Source organism: Massilia sp. Leaf139, from assembly GCF_001424165.1.
In the GTDB taxonomy this organism is placed as follows: domain Bacteria; phylum Pseudomonadota; class Gammaproteobacteria; order Burkholderiales; family Burkholderiaceae_D; genus Telluria.
Window position 1 is genome coordinate 17,934 of record NZ_LMOJ01000024.1, and the last position, 19,594, is coordinate 37,527.

A 19,594-nucleotide genomic window follows, 5' to 3' on the forward strand; every position below is an offset into this window, starting at 1 on the left:
GCCCCGCCATGAAATTCTCCGACGAACTCTTGATTGCTTTCGTCAACGGCGAACTGGCCGAGCCGGCCCGTGCGGCGGTCGAACGCGCGCTGCGCGCCGATCCCGCCATCGCCATGCGCGTCTCCCAGCTGCGGGCGCGGCGGTCGCGCGTCTACGGCGTCGTGGCGGGCGGGCGCGAGGGCGGCGGCCACGGGCATGCGCAGGGCGCACACTCGGGCGCCAAGATCGTACAGCTCGACACGATACGCGCCGCGCGCCATGGCCCGCTGCATGGTGGACTGCACGTCCCGCCGCCGGTTCCGTCCACCCCGGCGCCGGCCTGGACGCTGCGCCACTGGAGCGCGCTGGCTGCGGCCCTGGTGACGGGCGCCGTGGCCGGCGCCCTGGGCTGGCGCGCCTGGCAGGGCGAGGCCGAACTCGCTTCCCTGAGCGGCGCCGAGGGCGCCCTGGTGGCGCAAGGCCACCTGGCCTCGGCCCTGAGCGCACAGCTGGCCAGTCCCGGGCCTTCCGGCCGGGTACGCATCGGCATCAGTTTCCTGGCCAAGGACGGCAAATATTGCCGCAGCTTCGTGATGGACACGACGGCCGGCCTGGCCTGCCGCGACGGCGGCGCCTGGAAAGTGCCCGTGCTGGCCCAGGGCGCGGCCGGCGCCGCCTGGATGGACGGCACCGGCCTGCCGCCGGCCGTGCTCGACGCGATCGACTCGCGCATCGCCGGCACCCCGCTCGGCGCCGACGCCGAACGCGCCGCCCAGTCGCGCGGCTGGAAGCGGGAAGGGTAGTTCACTCACTGCAGCCGCGATGGTAGGGTGGACTCCCGAGTCCACGGCCGTACCTGTGCGTACCCGGGCGCTCGAGAACGGCCTGTGCACGATGCGACCGCGGGCTGCGTGTCACGTCTCGGCATGCAACTGGCACCCCCCGTGGACTCGGGAGTCCACCCTACGGATCGCGCGATGCGTGCGGTGCGACCCGGCCGACGCGGCGAGGTTGGCTCCGATTTCAAACACTAAATACTCCGTTTCCGAAGTGGCTGTCCCGGCTGTCCGGCCGCTGAGCCGGAGGATCTGCCCCAGGCCCGCGCACGATTCCATATACACTGCCGTGGATTTGAGGTAACCTTGAGGGCGATATATTGTGTCTCTACGTCTGCGCCCTCGTTTGACAGGCGCAACGTGCCTACCGAGCCGGCCCCAGGCCGAGCCCCAGCCGGCGGCCTGCCCGCCCCTCCAGGAGTTGTCAATGCCGGCCACGCCTGCTGGGTTCGCGCGGGTATCGGCAGCTGAAAAGCAGGCCGTAGAGCGAAATGAATTTCGAGGGTTCGACCACTGCCTGGTTCCCCTTCATCCCGGAAAGAACAATGTCTGAAACACAGAACACCGAAGCCGCGGCCGTCGAACCGAGCGTGACTTTTGCCGATTTCGGCCTGGCGCCGGAAATCCTGCGCGCGCTGACCGACCAGGGCTACGTCCATCCGACCCCGATCCAGGCCCAGGCCATTCCCGTGGTGCTGCAGGGCCGCGACGTCATGGGCGCCGCCCAGACCGGCACCGGTAAGACCGCCGGCTTCTCGCTGCCGATCATCCAGCTGCTGCTGGCCCACGCCAACAGCAGCATGTCGCCGGCGCGCCACCCGGTGCGCGCCCTGGTGCTGACCCCGACCCGCGAACTGGCCGTGCAGGTGGCCGACAACGTCAAGGCGTATTCGCGCCACACCCCGCTGCGTTCGACCGTCGTGTTCGGCGGCATGGACATGAAGGGACAGACCACGATCCTCAAGGGCGGCGTCGAGATCGTCATCGCCACGCCGGGCCGCCTGCTCGACCACATCGAACAGAAGAACGTCAGCCTGGCGCAGGTGCAGATGCTGGTGATGGACGAAGCCGACCGCATGCTCGACATGGGCTTCCTGCCCGACCTGCAGCGCATCATCAACCTGCTGCCGAAGAAGCGCCAGAACCTGATGTTCTCGGCCACCTTCTCGCCGGAAATCAAGAAGCTGGCCAACAGCTTCCTGCAGCAGCCGGTGCTGATCGAAGTGGCGCGCAGCAACGCCACCGCCGACAAGGTCACCCAGATCGTCTACAAGGTCGAGGAAGAGCAGAAGCGCGACGTCGTCGAATTTCTGATCCGCCAGCGCGAGCTGAAGCAGGTGATCATTTTCTCGAACACGAAGATCGGCGCCTCGCGCCTGTCGCGCCACCTGGAGCAGACCGGCATCAAGGCCTCGGCCATCCACGGCGACAAGACCCAGCAGGAACGCATGGCTGCGCTCGACGCCTTCAAGGCGGGCCAGATCGAAGTGCTGGTCGCGACCGACGTCGCCGCCCGCGGCCTCGACATTTCCGACCTGCCGTGCGTGATCAATTACGATTTGCCGTACAACGCCGAGGATTACGTGCACCGCATCGGCCGTACCGGCCGCGCCGGCGCCTCGGGCGACGCCTTGTCCGTGTATTCGGACAAGGACGAGCGCCTGCTGGCCGACATCGAAAAGCTGATCAAGCAGACCATCACCCGTGGCGAGCTGACCGGCTTCGCGGTGCGTGCGCGCGGCCGCGAGTTCGAGCGTGGGGAACGTGGCGAGCGTCCGCAGCGTGGCGAACGCGCTGAGCGCGGCGAACGCGCTGAGCGCGGCGAACGCAGCGAGCGCGGCCCGCGCCGCAGCGAATCCGAGCGCAGCGAACGCGCCCCGCGCAGCTATGGCGCCGGCCCGCTGCCGCGCCGCGAGAAGGTCGATCCGTGGTTCCTGAAGCCCTACGAGCCGTCGAACGCGCCGCGTCCGGAAGCGAATGCCGGCGCGCCGAACGGCGCCGCCCCGGCCAAGCCGAAGCAGAAGATCGCCGCCTTGCTGGGCGGTTTGCCGAAGCCGCAGCAGTCATAAACAACGCCGGCAAAAAAAGACGCACCATGGTGCGTCTTTTTTTTCGCCTGCTTTTATCTATTCGTGCCGCTCGTGCGCCAGCCGCAGCAGGTACTCGCCGTATCCGCTGCGCGCCAGCGGTTCGGCCAGGCGCTGCAGCTGGGCGAGATCGATGTAGCCGCTGCGGTAGGCGATCTCCTCAGGGCAGGAAATCTTGAGGCCCTGGCGTTTCTGGATGGTGGCGATGAACTGCGCCGAGTCGAGCAGCGACTCGTGGGTGCCGGCGTCGAGCCAGGCGGTGCCGCGCCCGAGCACCTCGGCCCAGAGCGTGCCGCGTTCCAGGTAGGCGCGGTTGATGTCGGTGATTTCAAGTTCGCCGCGGGACGAGGGCTGAATGCCGGCCGCGATATCGCAGACCGCGGCGTCGTAGAAATACAGGCCGGTGACGGCGTAAGGCGAGCGCGGCTTGGCCGGCTTTTCCTCGATGCCGACGGCGCGCCAGGTGCTGTCGAACTCGACGACGCCATAGCGTTCGGGATCGGTGACATGGTAGGCGAACACGCTGGCGCCATGCTCGCGCTCGGCCGCGGCGCGCAGTTTACCGGCCAGATCCGTGCCGTAGAAAATATTGTCGCCGAGGATGAGCGCCACCGGGGCGCCGGCCAGGAACTCGCGCCCCAGGATCAGGGCCTGCGCGACGCCTTCCGGAGCGGGCTGGGCGACATAACTCAGTTGCAGGCCCCACTGGCTGCCGTCGCCCAGCAGTTCCTGGAATTGCGGCCGGTCGTGCGGTGTGGTGATGATCAGGATCTCGCGCAGGCCGGCCAGCATCAGGGTCGACAGCGGATAATAAATCATCGGCTTGTCGTAGACCGGCAGCAGCTGCTTGGAGACGGTGGTCGTGATCGGATGCAGGCGGGTGCCGGCGCCGCCGGCCAGGATGATGCCTTTGCGGGGCAGGGCGCTCATTGAACCTCCTTCAAGCATTTCATACGCTCTCCGAATGCATGGCGCGGGCGGCGTAGTTGGTGTCGACCCAGCGCAGGTAGTCGCCCGACTGCACGGCGCTCACCCAGGCTGCATTGGCCAGGTACCAGTCGACCGTCTTGCGGATGCCGCTGTCGAAGCTTTCCTGCGGCGTCCAGCCGAGCTCGCGTTCGATCTTGGCGGCGTCGATCGCGTAGCGGCGGTCGTGGCCGGGGCGGTCGGCGACGTGCACGATCTGCTCGGCGTAGCCGCCCGCCGCCTTGGGCAAGCGCGCGTCGAGGATGGCGCACAGGGTGTGCACCAGTGCCAGGTTCGGGAGTTCCTCGCCGCCGCCGATGTCGTAGGTCTCGCCGGGACGGCCCGCTGCCAGCACGCGCCGCAGCGCAGCGCAGTGGTCGGCCACGTACAGCCAGTCGCGCCGCTGCCCGCCGTCGCCGTAGATCGGCAGCGGTTTGCCCTGGCGCGCGTTGGCGATCACCAGCGGAATCAGCTTTTCCGGGAATTGATAAGGGCCGTAATTGTTCGAGCAATGCGTGGTCAGCGTCGGCAAGCCATAAGTGCGGTGCCAGGCGCGCACCAGGTGGTCGGAACTGGCTTTCGAGGCCGCATACGGGCTGTTCGGCGCGTAGGGCGTGGCTTCGGTGAAAGGCGCATCGTCCGGGCCCAGCGAGCCGTAGACCTCGTCGGTCGAGACGTGCAGGAAGCGGAAGGCAGTCATGAATTCGCCATCCAGCTCCTGCCAGTAGGCGCGCGCCGCCTCTAACAAGGAGAAAGTGCCGTCGACGTTGGTCGTGATGAAATCGGCCGGCCCGTGGATCGAGCGGTCGACATGGCTTTCGGCGGCGAAGTGGACAATCGCGCGCGGCCGGTGCTGCGCCAGCAGGCCAGCGACGAGACCCGTGTCGCCGATATCGCCCTTGACGAAGACATGGCGCGGGTCGTCCGCGAGCGCCGCCAGGTTGCCGAGGTTGCCGGCATAGGTCAGCTTGTCGAGGTTGAGCACGGGCTCGTCGCAGCGCGCCAGCCAGTCGAGAACGAAATTCGATCCGATGAAGCCTGCGCCGCCTGTCACTAGAATCATGTGAATTATTTCATGGTTGCGCCGGCAATGCGGCATTGCCGCCATTCTACGCCCGGCGCGCGCATCTGTGCGCCTGTCCTCAGCCGTTCGGCGCCGGCAGGATGGCGCGCACCCGCGCCAACAGATCTTCCTGGCGGTAGGGTTTGCTCAGGATGTCGAGACGCTGGCCGCGCGCCGCCGGCAATTCGTCCATGTAGCCGGTGGTCACCAGGATCGGCGTACCTGGGCGGCGCGCGCGCACCTGGTCGGCCAGCTGCAGCCCGTTCATTCCGCCCGGCATCATCACGTCGGTGAACACCAGGTCGATGGCCTTGCCTTCCTCGAGCAAGTGCAGGGCCTGTTCGCCGCTGGGCGCCGACACCACCGCATAGCCGGCCGATTCGAGCATGGTTTCGGCCAGTTCGCGCACGTCCTCGTTGTCCTCGACCACCAGGATGCGCGCTTTCGCATTGTCGGCGTCGAGCGCACCGTCGCCGTCGGCCGCATGGCCGGCATCGCCCGCGCCATCGACCGGAAACACCATGCGCACCGTCGTGCCGGCGCCCGGCGCGCTGTCGATCTCGAGCCGGCCGCGCGATTGCTGCACGAAGCCGTGCACCATTGCCAGCCCAAGTCCGGTGCCCGGACCCTTGGTCGTGAAGAAGGGTTCGGTGGCGCGCCGCATCACGTCCGGCGTCATGCCTTCGCCCTGATCGACGACGCAGACCGCCACCTGGCCCGCGTCCGCATCGCCCGCGCCGTTGGCGGCGCCGGCCTTGTTGGCAAGCAGGGTGGTAACGACGCGCACCTGCCCGCCATGCGGCATCGCGTCGCGCGCATTGATCAGCACGTTAAGCAGGGCCATTTCGAAGTGGGTCGGGTCGAGCTTGCAGGAGGGCAGGCCGGGTTTCAGGTCGAGCTGCAGGGCGACCCGGTCGCCCAGGGTGCGCACCAGCAGTTCGGAAAACTCGACCAGCAGGGTATTGAGGTTGACGCGGCGCGGCTCCAGTCGCTGCTTGCGGGCAAAGGTCAGCAGTTGCTGGGTCAGCTTGCCGGCTTTCATGGCGGCGCGCTGGGCGCGGCGGATCGGTTCCGCGGCGCGGGCGGTCGCGTCGAGCCCGAGCAGGGCCAGTTCAAGGTTGCCGTTGATCACCTGCAGCAGGTTGTTGAAATCGTGGGCCATGCCCGCGGTGAGCTGGCCGATCGCTTCCATCTTCTGCGCCTGCAGCGAGGACTGCTCGCTGATGCGGCGCTGGGTGATGTCCATCTGCGAGGCGAAGAAATACAGCAGCTCGCCGTCCTGGTCGAAGATCGGGCCGATGTACAGCGCGTTCCAGAACGGCGTGCCGTCGGCCTTGTAGTTCAGGATGTCGAGGGCGATGGCGCGCCGCTCGGCCAGCGCCGTACTGATCTCTTCCACCGTGCCCCGGTCCGTCTCCGGCCCCTGCAGCAGCCGGCAATTACGGCCGATCAGGTCTTTTTCCTCGTACAGGGTAAGGTCGAGGAAGGCGCGGTTGACGAACACGATCGGGTCGTCCGGTTGGCGCGGATCGGTCACGACCATCGGCATGCGCGTCATTTCGACGGCGGCAAAGAAGATGTTGCCGCGATCCTGGAAACCGGGCTCCTCGATATAGCCGGCCTGCCAGTGCTTCATGCCCACGCTGTCGCCAAGGGGATTGAAAGTGCTGCCCTCGAGCTCGCCATCGGCAGGCACGCCGACGCTTTGCCCATCGCCTTGCAGGTCGAGGGGTTTGTCGGCGCTTTCGTCGGGGGTCGAGCCGGTTGCCATACAGTCCTTTCCGCCAGGGATAGCCTTGCGCTGACTACTCGTCAGGCATAAATCGGTCTGAACATTTTAAAAAGGAGAAGCCCGCCTGACTGTGCGGCGCTTCACGCAAGCGCCGTTGTAGACCGACGTATGCAGGTCGGATGCTGTTAGCAGGGCTGCAACTGCAGCGTATAATCCTCTACTTTTTATTCTTCACTTTTCCCGACAGTGCTTTTGACAATGAAACGCCCAACCCGTCAACCAGGGAACGCCTTCCGGCATTCTGCCATTACGACGCCAATCGACCGATGAATACTCCGCTCTCTCAACCAGGCGGCTGGCGCGATCCGAGCCAGGCACGCCGCGTCTTCCTGCTTGCCGCCTTCTGCCTGCTCTGCCTTGCGCTGGTCGGGCGCTACCAGTTGCTTAACGGGTTCACGATCCTCCCGGGCGACCGCTACGACGTCGTCATCTCGACCACGATCCTGGAACACTGGTATCTCTTCTTCACCGGCCAGGCCGACTGGTCTCAGGTCAATTATTTCTATCCCTATTCGCGCACGATCGCCCAGACGGATGCCTATTTCCTGATCGGAATCGCGTATTTGCCCTTCCGCCTGGCCGGCTTCGATCCGTTCCTGTCGGCCGAGTTCGCCAACTTTACGTTGCGTGGCTGCGGCTTCGTGTTCAGCTATCTGTTGTTCCGTCGTGCCTTTTCGCTCCCCTTCTACTGGGCTTTGCTGGGCGCAGGACTATTCACGCTCAATAGCGCGCTTGCCTCGCACAGTTCGCGTATCCAGTTGATCTCGCTGGCCTTTGCTCCGCTGGTGGGCTTGCTGTTGTGGAATTCGGTCAAGGCCTTCATGGAAGGCAATGCCAGAAGTTTCCGTCGCAACGGCGCCGCCGCCGGCCTGCTGTACGGCCTGTGGTGCCTGACCTGCTTTTATGTCGCGTGGTTCTTCGCCTATTTCGTCACAGCCACCGCAGTCATCATGTTCATCTGGATCGGCAAGCCGGGCCGCAAGCAGTTCATACGCCAGTTGCTGGCGCAGTACCGCTCGGTACTGGCGGTGCTGGGGGCGACGGCGCTGGGAATGGCGCCCTTTGTCTATGCCTTCCTGCCGAAGTCGCGCGAGGTGGGCGTGCGCAGCTACGACTCGGTGCTCGCGAATACCGTCCCCTGGCAGGATGTGCTCCAGGTCGGCAACGACAACTTCATGTTCGGCCGGCTCTACAATTCCCTGCTCAGCGTCATTTCTCCCTCCTACACGCCGGTCGGCGAGTACGCGACGACGGGGTTTGCGCCCATCCTGTTCGTGCTCTTTGTCGCCGGCTGCCTGCAGCTCCGGCGCGCGCGGCGCCGTACGCAGTCGATCGTGCTGCCCGCACTGGCGCTGGCCACCGTGGTGACCTGGGCACTGACGCTGCGCCTGGGTGGTCATAGCGGCTGGTTCTTCGTGTATGCCCTGTTCCCGGGCGCGAAAGCCCTGAATGTCGTGGCTGCCTACCAGTTCTTCCTTGCGCTGCCGGTGGTATTCATCGCAGTGCGCTATCTTTCGACGCAGCGCATGGGGGCGACGATTGCGCTCTTGCTGGCCGCCCTCCTGGTGACCGAGGAATTGACCAAGCCTTACCTGAACCTCGATCGCCACGCCGAGGTGGCCCGCGTGGCGCTGCCCCAGGCGCCGCCCGCGCAGTGCAAGGTGTTCTATGTCTCGGGCTGGGCCAGCCAGGACACGCTCGGCGGCTTCCCGGAACCGATCAACAACGCTTATGCCCACAACGTCAGCGCGATGATGATCGCGCAGGTAGCGGGCATTCCGACGATCAATGGCGTCGCCTCGTTCAGCCCGAAAGACTGGAATTTCGCGATTCCCAATCGCGAGGACTACGATGCCCGTGTGTTCGACTACGCGCGCAAGCACCAGGTGGGTGGCCTGTGCAAGCTCGACCTGAACAGCAAGCAGTGGCGCGTGATCCAGGACATCGAGGTCGCCAGCGCGCCTGACTTGGCCCGTCCTTACTTCAAGGCGCCCGGCTGGCCCGGCAAGATCGTGGCCGAGCAGGGTTTGTCGGGCGTTGAACCCTGGGGCGTCTGGTCGCAGGACGACAGTGTGCGCTTCGAGTTTTCGCAGCCGCTGCCTGAACAGTTCGCACTCCAGTTGCGTGCCCATGCCTTCGGCAGCAATGCCGGCAAGGACTTCGTGCTGAAGGTGGGCGAGGAGGAGCACCGCTTCACGCTGGCCGCGCAAGAGGAAACGAAGACGTTCGAGCTGAACAATCCGAAGGGGGAGAAGACCCTGACGTTCAAGATTCCCGCGCCGGTCTCGCCCAAGCAGCTGGGCATGAGCGATGATACCCGCCGCCTCGGCATCGGCATCATCGAGATGCGCATCGTACCGAAGTGAGGCGAGGAGACAGGCCGCCGCCTACCTGGGCGGTACTTACCGGGTCATGGACAGCAGCGGGCCGGCCAGCTGTGCCGGCGTCACGTCCGGCGCCAGCACCGCCACCACCGGGCGCGGCAGCGAAGGGTGGGCCTGCAGCCACTGCTCCACGCGCGCCGCCAGATCCGGCGAGGTCGACAGGATGAGGTCGGCATATGCGCAGACGTCCGGCGTGGTATCTTCCCCCGCCAGCCAGGCAAGTTTCACACCACGCCCATGCATCCAGGCATGCAGCGCCGCTTGCGCGGCCGACGGTGCCTTGATGCCGGCGCCGGTGTAGAGCAGATCGGTAGGGCCGAGGTCGATGGCGGTGTCGTGCATGTCGCCGGGAACGCCCAGCAGCGCGCGCGTGGCCTTGCCCACATAACGGTAATGCAAATGCCCCCCTGTGTCCGACAATACAACCGGCTCCACCCGCAGGCCAGGCAAATCCGTTGACTGCAGTTCACGCAGCTGACTGAGCAGCATGGCGCCCGTCGCCGCATCGTCGTCCCCGGCCGCATTTTGTTGGTCGACCAGCGGCGTGACGTCGAAAAGGAACTGGCGCGGCCGCGCTGGATCGGGCATGCAGGCCAGGCAATGGGCCAGCTCATGCAGGGACGCCTCGTTGCGCGGCAGGCCGGGAACGTCCAGCAGCGCGCCGAGCAGGGCACGGCGGCTGGCCGGCGCGGGCGGTGGGGCCGCGGCAAGCGAGGCGTGGTACGCTTCGAGCGCGCGCAGGGCCTTACGTGCGCTGGCATCCCACGAGAAGCGCCTGGCCTGGGTACGGCCATGGACGCGCAGGCGCTCCTGCAGGGCCGGGTTGCCCAATACCTCGTTGATCTTGGCCGCGATCGATGCCGGCGAACCGGCGTCGAACAGAGCTTCCTCGCAACCGATCACTTCCGGAATGCTAGTGTTGTTGGCGCCGATGACAATCGCGCCGCAGGCCATCGCTTCCAGCGCCGGCAGGCCAAAACCTTCGTGCTTGGAGGGGAAGACGAAGAGCGCCGCCGCGCGGTATAGGTCAATCAGTTCGGTATCGCTGACATAGCCGGTCAGCACCACTTCATCCGGATGCAGGCCGTGCTCGAGCGCGTGGCGGGTCAGGACATGCCGTTCATGCTCGCCGAGCTTGCTCGCGATGACCAGCTGGTGCGCCACGCGCAGCGGCGCCGGCAGCAGGCTGTAGGCGACGATCAAGCCATCGATGTTCTTGCGGGCATCGAAGCCGCCCGGCGCATACATGATGGCGGCGCGGGTGATGCCGCAACGAGCCTGTACCGCGGCGAGGGCGGGCCCCGGCGGCGCCGGATGAAAGCTTTCGTCGACCGCGGTCGAGATCGCCACTACCTTTTCCGGTGGAAGGCCGAGCGCGTCGATCGCTTCCTGGCGCGTGTAGTCGGAGATCGCCAGCAGCAGGCCAGCCTTGCGCAGCGAGGCGATCTTGCCGTCGTAATGCTGGCGCTGTTCGGGCGTGCCCAGGTAGGCCGCCGGGTTCAGGAAGGGGATCAGGTCGTACAGCACGATCGCTGTCCGCGTCGGCGGGGCGAAACGGCCGGCCGAGACCACGGAATCGTCGATATACCCTTCGAACAGGCTCGTTACGAGCACCGCATCGGGTGCCAGTTGTTCGATGAAATGTTCGCGCAACATCTCCGCGGCGCGGCAGCGCGGTACGTTGGCGCTGTCGATTTCCGCAACCGGCGTGGGAATATCGAATACCCGGATGCGTTGCGCAGGCACCAGTCCTGCGAAAGCGCGCCGCAGATCGGGGATCGACGGTTTCAGGGCGCCGTTCAGCAGCAGCCAGACTTCGTGGTTCGCCGCGTTGCGGGCGACCCCCAGGGCCAGTGCCAGCGAGTAGCGCCCGATGCCACGGAAGCGGCTTTCCGATTGGGCGCCTTGCATATCGATGAGAATGCGCATGGATGTGAATGAGATATGATCGTTCGGCGCCTGTCGCGCCGGGCGCGCGAAATTATTGCCAGTATGAAAGAGGCAAAATTATAGCATCCTCGCCTATCTTTTAACCGCCGGTATTTTCCGCTCTTTGACCGGGATGGGCGGCTTTTCGTTCCTCTGTGCAGCCACGGCACGGCTGGGCGCGTGTTCCCTCGACATTGGGGGCGATGTATAATCGCTCACTGCTCATCCGGCCGCATTGCAATTTTTTGCATCCGTTATGGCGCAGGTGCACTGCGGCTGCCAGCCGGCCCTGGCCTGAGGCGCCCCTGCCGGCCACACCTGTCCAACGCGCCGCAACCGGTTGTGCGGGCATCTGCTGTCTAACTAGAAAGTGACTCATGTTTGGGATGTTATCCGGCGCCTGGCGCTATCGTTACTTCATCGTCTCGTCCATTCAAACCGAACTACGCACCAAATTCATCCGCAGCCGCCTCGGTGGTCTGTGGATGATCCTCAATCCGCTGGCGCAGGTGATGATTTTCGCCTTCGTGCTGTCGGCGGTGCTGTCGGCCAAGCTGCAGGGGATCGACAACCGCTATGCGTATGCCATCTACCTGATGTCGGGCACCCTCGGCTGGTCGCTGTTCGCCGAGATCGTGAACCGCTGCCTGACCATCTTTATCGACAACGGCAACATTCTCAAGAAGCTGGCGTTCCCCAAGATCGCGCTACCGCTGGTCGTCATCGGCAGCGCCCTGGTCAACAACCTGCTTCTGCTGCTGGCGATTTATGTGATTTTCAGCCTGCTCGGCCATTCGCCCGGACTGGCGATGGTCTGGCTGCCGCTGCTGATGGTGGTGGGCATCACGCTTGCCATCGGCCTGGGACTTCTGTTTGGGGTGCTCAACGTCTTCCTGCGTGACGTTGGCCAGGTGGTGCCGGTACTGATGCAGTTCCTGTACTGGTTCACGCCGGTAGTCTACATGGTCAATATCATCCCCGCGCAATACCGCGACTGGCTTGTCCTGAACCCCTTGATCCCGCTCGTCACGGGCTACCAGGACGTCCTGCTGTATAACCGGATGCCTGAGTTGAGCGGGCTCGGTACAACCTTCCTCATTGGCCTCCTGCTTTCCGCGTTGTCGCTCGTGCTGTTTCGCAAGGCCAGCCCTGAAATGGTGGATCAATTATGAGTGGCGAACTGCACGTCCGTAACCTCGGCAAATCCTATCGCCAGTGGGGCGGGGAGCTGCGCCGCATCGCCTCCTGGTTCTCGCGGTCGGTCGCCCCGCGCGAAGAGCACTGGGTGTTGCGCAACATCGACTTCAGCGTGCGCGCCGGCGAGGCCATCGGCATCATCGGCCAGAACGGCGCCGGCAAGAGCACCCTGCTCAAGCTGGTGACCGGCACCACCCAGCCAACCGAAGGCGAAGTGTGCATGAGCGGGCGCGTCGCCGCCATCCTTGAACTGGGCATGGGCTTCAATCCCGATATGACCGGGCGCCAGAACGCCTTCCACTCGGCCGGCCTGATGGGCTATAACCATGCCGATATCGAGCGCGTTATGCCCGAGATCGAATCCTTTGCCGAGATCGGCGACTATTTCGACCAGCCGGTGCGCACCTATTCGAGCGGCATGCAGATGCGGGTGGCGTTCAGCGTCGCCACCGCCTTCCGTCCTGACTTGCTGATCGTCGACGAGGCGCTGTCGGTGGGCGACAGCTATTTCCAGCACAAGAGCTTCGACCGCATCCGCCAGTTCCGCGAGGAAGGCGTCTCGATCATCTTCGTCAGCCACAGCCTGAGCGACGTTCGTACCCTGTGTGACCGCGTCATTTTGATGGACAAGGGGCTCATGCTGCGCGACGGCCCGCCCGACGAAGTCGTCGACTATTACAATGCGCTCGTCGCCGAAAAGGAAAATGCCAAGCTGACAGTCGAGCAACGTCGCGAAAAGAACGGCTGGCTGATGACCCGCAGCGGTTCGGGCGAGGCGCGGGTGTCCGACCTGCGCATGGTCGACGCGGCGACCAGCGCGGAGCTGGCGGTGGTGCGCGTCGGCCAGCAGGTGGAACTGCAGCTGGCGGTCACCGTGCACCGGGATCTGCCGCGGCTCGTGCTCGGCTACATGATCCGCGACAAGCAGGGCCACGTCATCTGGGGCAGCAATACCTGGCATACCCGCCAGGTGCTGGAGAGCCCGCGCGCCGGCGAGACGATCCGCTTCCGGCTGCCATTCACCTGCAACTTCGGCCCTGGTTCGTATTCGGTCTCGCCGGCACTGGTCAGCTCGGACACCCACCTGTCCGACAACTATGAGTGGGTCGACAATTTGCTGGTCTTTGACGTCATCAACGTCGACCGCGATTTCTTTATTGGTAGCAGCTGCCTCGATGCGCGATTCGTCATCGAGCGCGAGCATGAACAGGCAATCTGATGGCTTTTCTCTCATACGCACAAAATTTCGAGGACGTCATGCTGTGGCGCGCCCTGGGCCACATTCCAAATGGCGTCTATGTCGATGTCGGCGCGCAGCATCCGCGCATCGACTCGGTCAGCCGCGCCTTCTATGAAAACGGCTGGCGCGGCACCCACGTCGAACCCGTCGCCGCCTTCGCGGAGATGCTGCGCGCCGACCGGCCGGACGAGACCGTCCTCCAGTTGGCACTGGGCGCGCAGGAGGGCACACTCGAGCTGAACGTCATCGCTCACACCGGACTCAGCACCGCAATCCAGGACTATGCCGAGCGCCACCAGAACGAGCGCGGCTACGAAGTGCAGCGCGTCACGGTACCGGTGCTGACCCTGAACGCCGCCCTGCGTTCGCTCGAGGACACCGACGTGCACTGGCTGAAGATCGACGTCGAGGGCTTCGAAGAGCAGGTGCTGCGCGGCTGGCAGAGCGAGCGCCTGCGGCCGTGGGTGCTCGTGGTAGAGGCCACGATCCCGAACTCGCCCGATACCGACTACGAGAACTGGGAGCCGATCGTGACCGCGGCCGGCTACCGCTTCGTCTATTTCGATGGACTGAACCGTTTCTATATCGCGAACGAACGTCCCGAGCTGGCCGACGCTTTCAAGGTGCCGCCGAACATCTTCGATGGCGTCGAGGTGAGCGGCCTGGCAAGCTGGGAGCTGTACAGCCACGCCGTCGATAAGGCCGTCGCGGCCGCCGCTGCGGTCAACGCGGCCGTCGTCGCAGCCGATGCGGCCGCCGCCGCCGCTGCCCAGGCGCAAGCCGCCGCGGCGCAGGAGGCCGAACTGGCACGGCTGCGCCAGCAGCTGGCCGGGGCCGCCGCCGACGCCGTCAGGCAGCGCGAGCCGCTCGAACGCGAACTGGCGGCCGAGCGCGAGCTGCACGGCCACATGCAGGCGCAGATCGACACGCTGCGCGGCCAGCACGAAGCGAGCCAGCGTAGCGTTGCCTCCGCGGTCGCCCACATCGAATGGCTGCAGGGTCAGCACGACGCCGAGGCGGCCCGCCTGCACGCTCACATCGCCTGGATGAAGGGCCAGTACGACACCGAGGATGCGCGCCTGCACGCGCACATCGCCTGGATGCAGGGACAGCTGGACGCGGCACTGCGTTCCGGCCATGAAGCGACCGCCCATGCGGAGTCGCTGCGCCAGCAGGTGCACTCCATGTACGCGAGCACGTCCTGGCGCGTGACCGGCCCACTGCGCCGCGCCGTCAACCTAGCACGCCGCATCAAGCGCAAGCTGCGCGGCGGTGCGCTGGCACCGACGCCGATGCCGGCGACGATGCCGGTGACCCACGCGACTGCCGGCGAGCCTGGCGAGCAGGTGGTGCGCGAACTGTCGCCGCGCGCCACCCAAATTCTCGCGGAGATCCGCGCCGCCATCGATTCGAAGGCCAGCTGATGCGTATCGTAATCGACATGCAGGGGGCGCAAGCCGAGCACCGCGTCGACTTTGCCGGACGCTGCGCGCTGTCGCTGGCACGCGCGATCGTGCGCCAGCGCGGTTCGCACGAGGTGGTGCTGGCACTGAATGGCCTGTTCCCCGACACCATCGAGCCGCTGCGCGCCGCCTTCGACGGCCTGCTGCCGCAGGAACAGATCCGGGTCTGGTATACGCCGGATCAGCTGTCCGCACAGGCGCAGCCGGCCGAGGCCCAGCGCGCGCTCGCCGAGTCCGTACGCGAAGCCTTCCTGGCCGCCCAGGGCGCCGACCTCGTGCTCGTGACCAGCCTGTTCGAAGGCTATGCGCGCGACGGCATCACCAGCGTCGGCGCCTTCACCTGGCAGCCGCCGGTTGCCGTGCTGGTGCACGACCTGCGCCCGCTGCGCGAGCCGTCGCTGCTGCCCGAACCTGGCCGCGCCGCGCATTACCGCGCCAAGGCCGAATATCTGCAGCGGGCCGCGCAGGTGCTGGTGCTCGAACCAGGCGTCGCGCGTGATGCCGCCGAGCTGCTCGGCAGGGATGCCCTGGATCTGTCGGTCGGCCAGTCCGGCATGGCGCCGGCCAGCTGGGATCAGATGGCCCAGCGCGCGATTGCCGCGTTCGAGGCGCTTCACCAAGCGGACGCTGCACCGACGGCCCAGCCGGAAGCCCTGCTGGGCCAGCTAATCGCGCGTGTTCCTCAAGCACTGGGTGCGGCGCAAACTGATACACAATTACGAACTTGGGCTCATATCTTGAGTCGTTTTCCACAGGCGAACGGCAAGCGCCAGCTCCTGGTCGATATCTCCGAACTGGTGCAGCGCGACGCCCGTACCGGCGTGCAGCGCGTCACGCGCAGCATCCTCAAGGAGCTGCTCGACAATCCACCGGCCGAATACGAGGTCGTGCCGGTCTACGTCACCGCAAGCGGTCAGGGTTACCGCTACGCGTGCGCCTTTACTGCGCAGTTTCTGGGCACGCCGCTCGCCAGCGCCGACGCGCCGATCGACTACCAGCCGGGTGACGTTTTCCTCGGCCTTGATTTGCTGCCGCACCTTGTGCCGCAGCACCGTGCCTACCTGGAATCGCTGCGGCGCGACGGCGTCAGAATGTATTTCGTCGTCTATGACCTGCTACCGGTGCTGATGCCCCAGTTCTTTCCGCCCGGTACGGCCGATGGCCACCACGCCTGGCTGCAGGCGATTTCGCGTTTCGACGGCGCGGTCTGCATTTCGCACGCGGTGGCGCTCGAGCTGGCCGACTGGCAGCGCGCCTACGCGGCGCCGCGCCTGCGGCCGTTCGAGATCAGCTGGTTCCACCTCGGCGCCGACGTCGGCCGCTCCGTGCCTTCGCGCGGGCTGCCGGACAATGCCGCCGACGTGCTGGCGCGGCTCGCCAGCAGCCCGACCCTGCTCGCCGTCGGCACGATCGAGCCGCGCAAGCAGTATGGCCAGCTGCTGGCCGCATTCGAACTGCTGTGGGGGCGCGGCGTCGATGCCAACGTCGTCATGGTTGGCAAGCAGGGCTGGATGGTGGACGAGCTGGTCGCGCGCCTGCGCAGCCACCCGGAAGCCGGCAAGCGCCTGTTTTGGCTCGAGGGCATTAGCGATGAATACCTCGAAAAGATATACGCCGCGTCGAACGCGCTTGTCGCGCCGTCGGCCGGCGAAGGGTTCGGATTGCCGCTGATCGAGGCGGCCCAGCACAAGCTGGCGCTTATCGCGCGCGACCTGCCGGTGTTCCGCGAGGTCGGCGGCGAGCACGCCTTCTATTTCAGCGGCACCCGTCCACAGGATCTGGCCACGGCGATCGCTGACTGGCTCGCCAAGCATGCCGCCGGCAGCGCGCCGTCCTCGGCCGGCCTGCCATGGCTGACCTGGGCCGACAGCGCGCGCCAGCTGATGCAGGTGGTGCTGGGACAGGCCGGACGGGCGGCGCAGCTGCTGACGCCGGCGGCGCTCGTCTCCACGGCGCGCCCGCGCGTGCTGACGCTGGCGCCATATCCGGTGCGCCGTCCGCGCCACGGCGGTCAGCTGCGCGCCGCCGCCATGCTGCGCGTGTACGAGGCGGCCGGCTTTGACGTCCACCCGGTCGGATTCTACCAGGCCGAAGCCTACGAAGCGGCCGACATCGGCCCCCACGACATCGCCTTCCCGAGCGACAGCCCGTTCCGGAACTATCGCGGGGTGCCGATGCCGGCGCTGTCCGATTTCCTGATGGGGCCGTTCTCGGTGGACACCGATCAGGTGTTCCGCAAGATCGTCGGCGCCCTGCCGGGGCCAGTCGACGTGATCCAGGTCGAACAGCCCTGGATGTACGCGCTGGCCCGCTGGCTGCAGCTCGAGTCGCCACTGTGCCGCGGTGCCTTGCTGGTCAACAGTTCGCACAACATCGAAGCGCCTATGAAGCGGGCTATCCTGGCGCAGGGCGGCTGTCCCGTCCTGATCGAGCATGCGGTGGCCGACATGTCGGCGATCGAGCGCGAGCTGGCGCGCGAGGCCGAGCTCTCGCTTGCCGTCACCGTCGAGGACGCAGAAGCCCTGCGCACCTATGGCGCGCCGCGCGTGCTGCATGCCGCAAACGGCATCAGTCCCTGGCGGGCCGACGAGCAGCGCTGCGCGCAGTGGCGCGCGCGCCTGCCGCAAAAGCCATGGCCGATCTTCATCGCCAGCGCGCACCCGCCGAACTACACCGGTTTCCTCGACGCGATCGGCGATTCGCTGGCTTGTATCCCGGAAGGATCGAAGCTGGTCGTTGCCGGCGGCGTCGGCCCGCACCTGGAGCGCGAGCTGGGCAAGTCGCGCTGGGGCGCGCTGAACATGTCGCGCCTGCAGGTGCTGGGCGTGCTCGACGACGCCGACCTGGCCGCCGTTAAGAGTCTCGCGCACGCCTTCCTGTTGCCGATCGGCGGTGGAGGCGGTTCCAACATCAAGACGGCCGAGGCCCTGTATTCGGGGCGTCCAGTGGTCTGCACGCGCACCGCCCTGCGCGGCTTCGAGCATTTCGCCGGCCTGCCCGAAGTCACCGTCGCGGCAACACCCGAGGAATTCCAGGCGGGTATCCGCAAGGTGCTTGAACAGCCGGCCCCGGCGCCCGCCGCGGGCGCCGACCTGCGCGCGAGCCTGACCTGGGATGCCTGCCTGGGCGCCGTGCCGCGCGAAGTGGCCTCCCTGCTCGCGCAACGCAAGGGGAACGTATGACGATCTGGCTCGATGTCACTACTGTCCGCGGGTGGAGCCGCCCTGCGCTCGGCATCGTTCGTGTAGAGGCGGAGACCGCACGCCAGTTCCTGCAGGCGGGCGACGCGGGTATCCGCTTCTGCCGCTTCGACCTGGCCTACGATTCCTATTTCGAAGTCGGACGCGAAGAATTGACCTTTGCGCTGGCCAGGATCGACGCCGGCGGCGATCCGCCGCCGGTGCCTGCGCCAGTCGCGGCGGCCCTCCCGGCCGCGCCCGCGGCGAACGCCGTGCCCGTGGCGCCGCCGACGCCCTACGTACCGCAATGGCGGCGCATCGCCGCGCGCGGCATCGCCACCTTGCCGCGTCCACTGCAGGCGCCGGCGCGCAGCTTTGCCCGTTCGCGCATGGACGGCGTGCGCTCCTTGCGCACGGCCGGCCGCGAACTGCGGCGCAGCGCCAGGCTTCTGTGGCATGGCGTCCAGGCGCCCGCCGCCACGCCCGCCGCTGCGATGCCCGCGCCGGAAGTGCTGGTCAAGCCCGACATCCTGTTCGGCGCCGGCGATGTCTATGTCTCGCTCGGGCTCGACTGGGATCAGAAGAACCTGCCTTACCTGTACCAGCTGAAGCAGCAGCTCAGGCTGAAGGTTTTGCTGATGTGCTACGACATCATCCCGATCCGCCTGCCGCACCTGTGCGTGGCCGACGTCGCCGCCAAGTTCTCGCATTATTTTCTCGACGTGGCGCGCTGCGCCGACCGCATCGTTTGCATCTCAGAATACTCGCGCGCCGACCTGCGCAAATTCCTCGAGGCCTCGCGCGTGCCGGTGCCGGCACTGGGCGTGGTGCGGCTCGGCTGCGAGATCGCCAGTGCAGGCAATACGGCGCCGTCGGCCGCGGTGGCCGAGGTGCTCAGGCGCCGCTTCATCCTGTTTGTCTCGACCATCGAGCGGCGCAAGAACCACGAAACCCTATACCGGGCCTATACGCGCATGGTCGACGCGGGCGCGACCGACCTGCCGCTGCTGGTCTTCGTCGGCATGGCCGGCTGGGGGATGAATGACCTGATGTCGGATCTGAAGCTAGATCCGCGCATCCGGCCCTACCTACGTATCTTGAACCACGTGTCCGACAGCGACCTCGCGCGCCTGTACGAACACGCCTATTTCACCGCCTATCCGTCGCTATACGAAGGCTGGGGCCTGCCGGTCGCCGAAAGCCTGGCGTACGGGAAGTTCTGCCTGGCTTCCAACGCGGCCTCCATTCCGGAAGTGGGGGGCGAGCTTATCGAATATGTCGATCCCTGGGATATCCCGCACTGGGCTGAACGCCTGCACTGGTACATCGAGCACCCGGAAGCAGTGGCGCAGCGCGAAGCGGCAATCCGCAGCGGCTATCGTCCGGCGAGCTGGACGGAAACCGGCAGGACGCTGGTCGAGGCGGCCTATGCGCTGCAGGCGGACACGCTCGCAACGTCCTGAACCTGGGCATGGGCTT

General features: G+C 66.3%; 12 protein-coding genes. 8 read left to right on the forward strand and 4 right to left on the reverse strand.

The genetic code is table 11. The features are described 5' to 3' along the window. Positions 1–8 precede the first annotated feature (8 nt). Positions 9–782, forward strand: coding sequence for a hypothetical protein (locus tag ASF77_RS15950; RefSeq protein WP_056341311.1), 774 nt, complete (start codon positions 9–11; stop codon positions 780–782). A gap of 578 nt (positions 783–1,360) precedes the next feature. Beyond that, a complete protein-coding gene (locus ASF77_RS15960; protein ID WP_056341313.1) occupies positions 1,361–2,884 on the forward strand; it encodes a DEAD/DEAH box helicase in 1,524 nt (507 codons plus the stop codon). A 57-nt stretch (positions 2,885–2,941) separates the two neighbouring features. On the opposite strand, the gene rfbA is transcribed toward ASF77_RS15960, so the two are convergent. From rfbA to ASF77_RS15975, 3 genes are all read right to left on the reverse strand, one after another. Beyond that, positions 2,942–3,823: a glucose-1-phosphate thymidylyltransferase RfbA gene (rfbA, locus tag ASF77_RS15965; protein ID WP_200934197.1), complete on the reverse strand. Its 882-nt coding sequence runs from the start codon at positions 3,821–3,823 to the stop codon at positions 2,942–2,944. Between the two features lie 28 nt (positions 3,824–3,851). Further along, a complete protein-coding gene (gene rfbB, locus ASF77_RS15970; protein WP_056341321.1) occupies positions 3,852–4,931 on the reverse strand; it encodes a dTDP-glucose 4,6-dehydratase in 1,080 nt (359 codons plus the stop codon). 79 nt (positions 4,932–5,010) lie between these two features. Continuing rightward, positions 5,011–6,702, reverse strand: coding sequence for a histidine kinase famiy protein (locus ASF77_RS15975; RefSeq protein ID WP_056341323.1), 1,692 nt, complete (start codon positions 6,700–6,702; stop codon positions 5,011–5,013). 287 nt (positions 6,703–6,989) lie between these two features. Between ASF77_RS15975 and ASF77_RS15980 the strand changes: the two genes are divergently transcribed. After that, positions 6,990–9,089 carry a hypothetical protein gene (locus ASF77_RS15980; RefSeq protein WP_056341328.1) on the forward strand — a complete coding sequence of 700 codons (2,100 nt, stop codon included), beginning with the start codon at positions 6,990–6,992 and terminating at the stop codon, positions 9,087–9,089. Positions 9,090–9,125: 36 nt separating this feature from the next. Here the strand turns inward: ASF77_RS15980 and ASF77_RS15985 are convergent, their stop codons facing one another. After that, positions 9,126–11,036: a glycosyltransferase family 1 protein gene (locus ASF77_RS15985; protein WP_056341330.1), complete on the reverse strand. Its 1,911-nt coding sequence runs from the start codon at positions 11,034–11,036 to the stop codon at positions 9,126–9,128. A 377-nt stretch (positions 11,037–11,413) separates the two neighbouring features. On the opposite strand from ASF77_RS15985, the gene ASF77_RS15990 reads away from it, so the two are divergent. Genes ASF77_RS15990 through ASF77_RS16010 form a run of 5 tightly spaced genes read left to right on the forward strand, consistent with a single transcriptional unit; the run spans position 11,414 to position 19,578 of the window. After that, complete coding sequence (locus ASF77_RS15990; RefSeq protein WP_082493825.1) at positions 11,414–12,208, forward strand: ABC transporter permease; 795 nt, start codon at positions 11,414–11,416, stop codon at positions 12,206–12,208. Continuing rightward, positions 12,205–13,452: an ABC transporter ATP-binding protein gene (locus ASF77_RS25160; RefSeq protein ID WP_056341334.1), complete on the forward strand. Its 1,248-nt coding sequence runs from the start codon at positions 12,205–12,207 to the stop codon at positions 13,450–13,452. The genes ASF77_RS15990 and ASF77_RS25160 overlap by 4 nt, the downstream gene beginning before the upstream one ends. Further along, positions 13,452–14,897 carry an FkbM family methyltransferase gene (locus ASF77_RS24700; RefSeq protein WP_056341335.1) on the forward strand — a complete coding sequence of 482 codons (1,446 nt, stop codon included), beginning with the start codon at positions 13,452–13,454 and terminating at the stop codon, positions 14,895–14,897. Before ASF77_RS25160 ends, ASF77_RS24700 begins: the two co-directional genes overlap by 1 nt. Beyond that, positions 14,897–18,118, forward strand: coding sequence for a glycosyltransferase (locus tag ASF77_RS16005; RefSeq protein ID WP_056341337.1), 3,222 nt, complete (start codon positions 14,897–14,899; stop codon positions 18,116–18,118). The genes ASF77_RS24700 and ASF77_RS16005 overlap by 1 nt, the downstream gene beginning before the upstream one ends. After that, positions 18,115–19,578, forward strand: a complete 1,464-nt coding sequence (locus tag ASF77_RS16010) for a glycosyltransferase family 1 protein (RefSeq protein ID WP_056341340.1) — start codon at positions 18,115–18,117, stop codon at positions 19,576–19,578. Before ASF77_RS16005 ends, ASF77_RS16010 begins: the two co-directional genes overlap by 4 nt. Positions 19,579–19,594 lie beyond the last annotated feature (16 nt).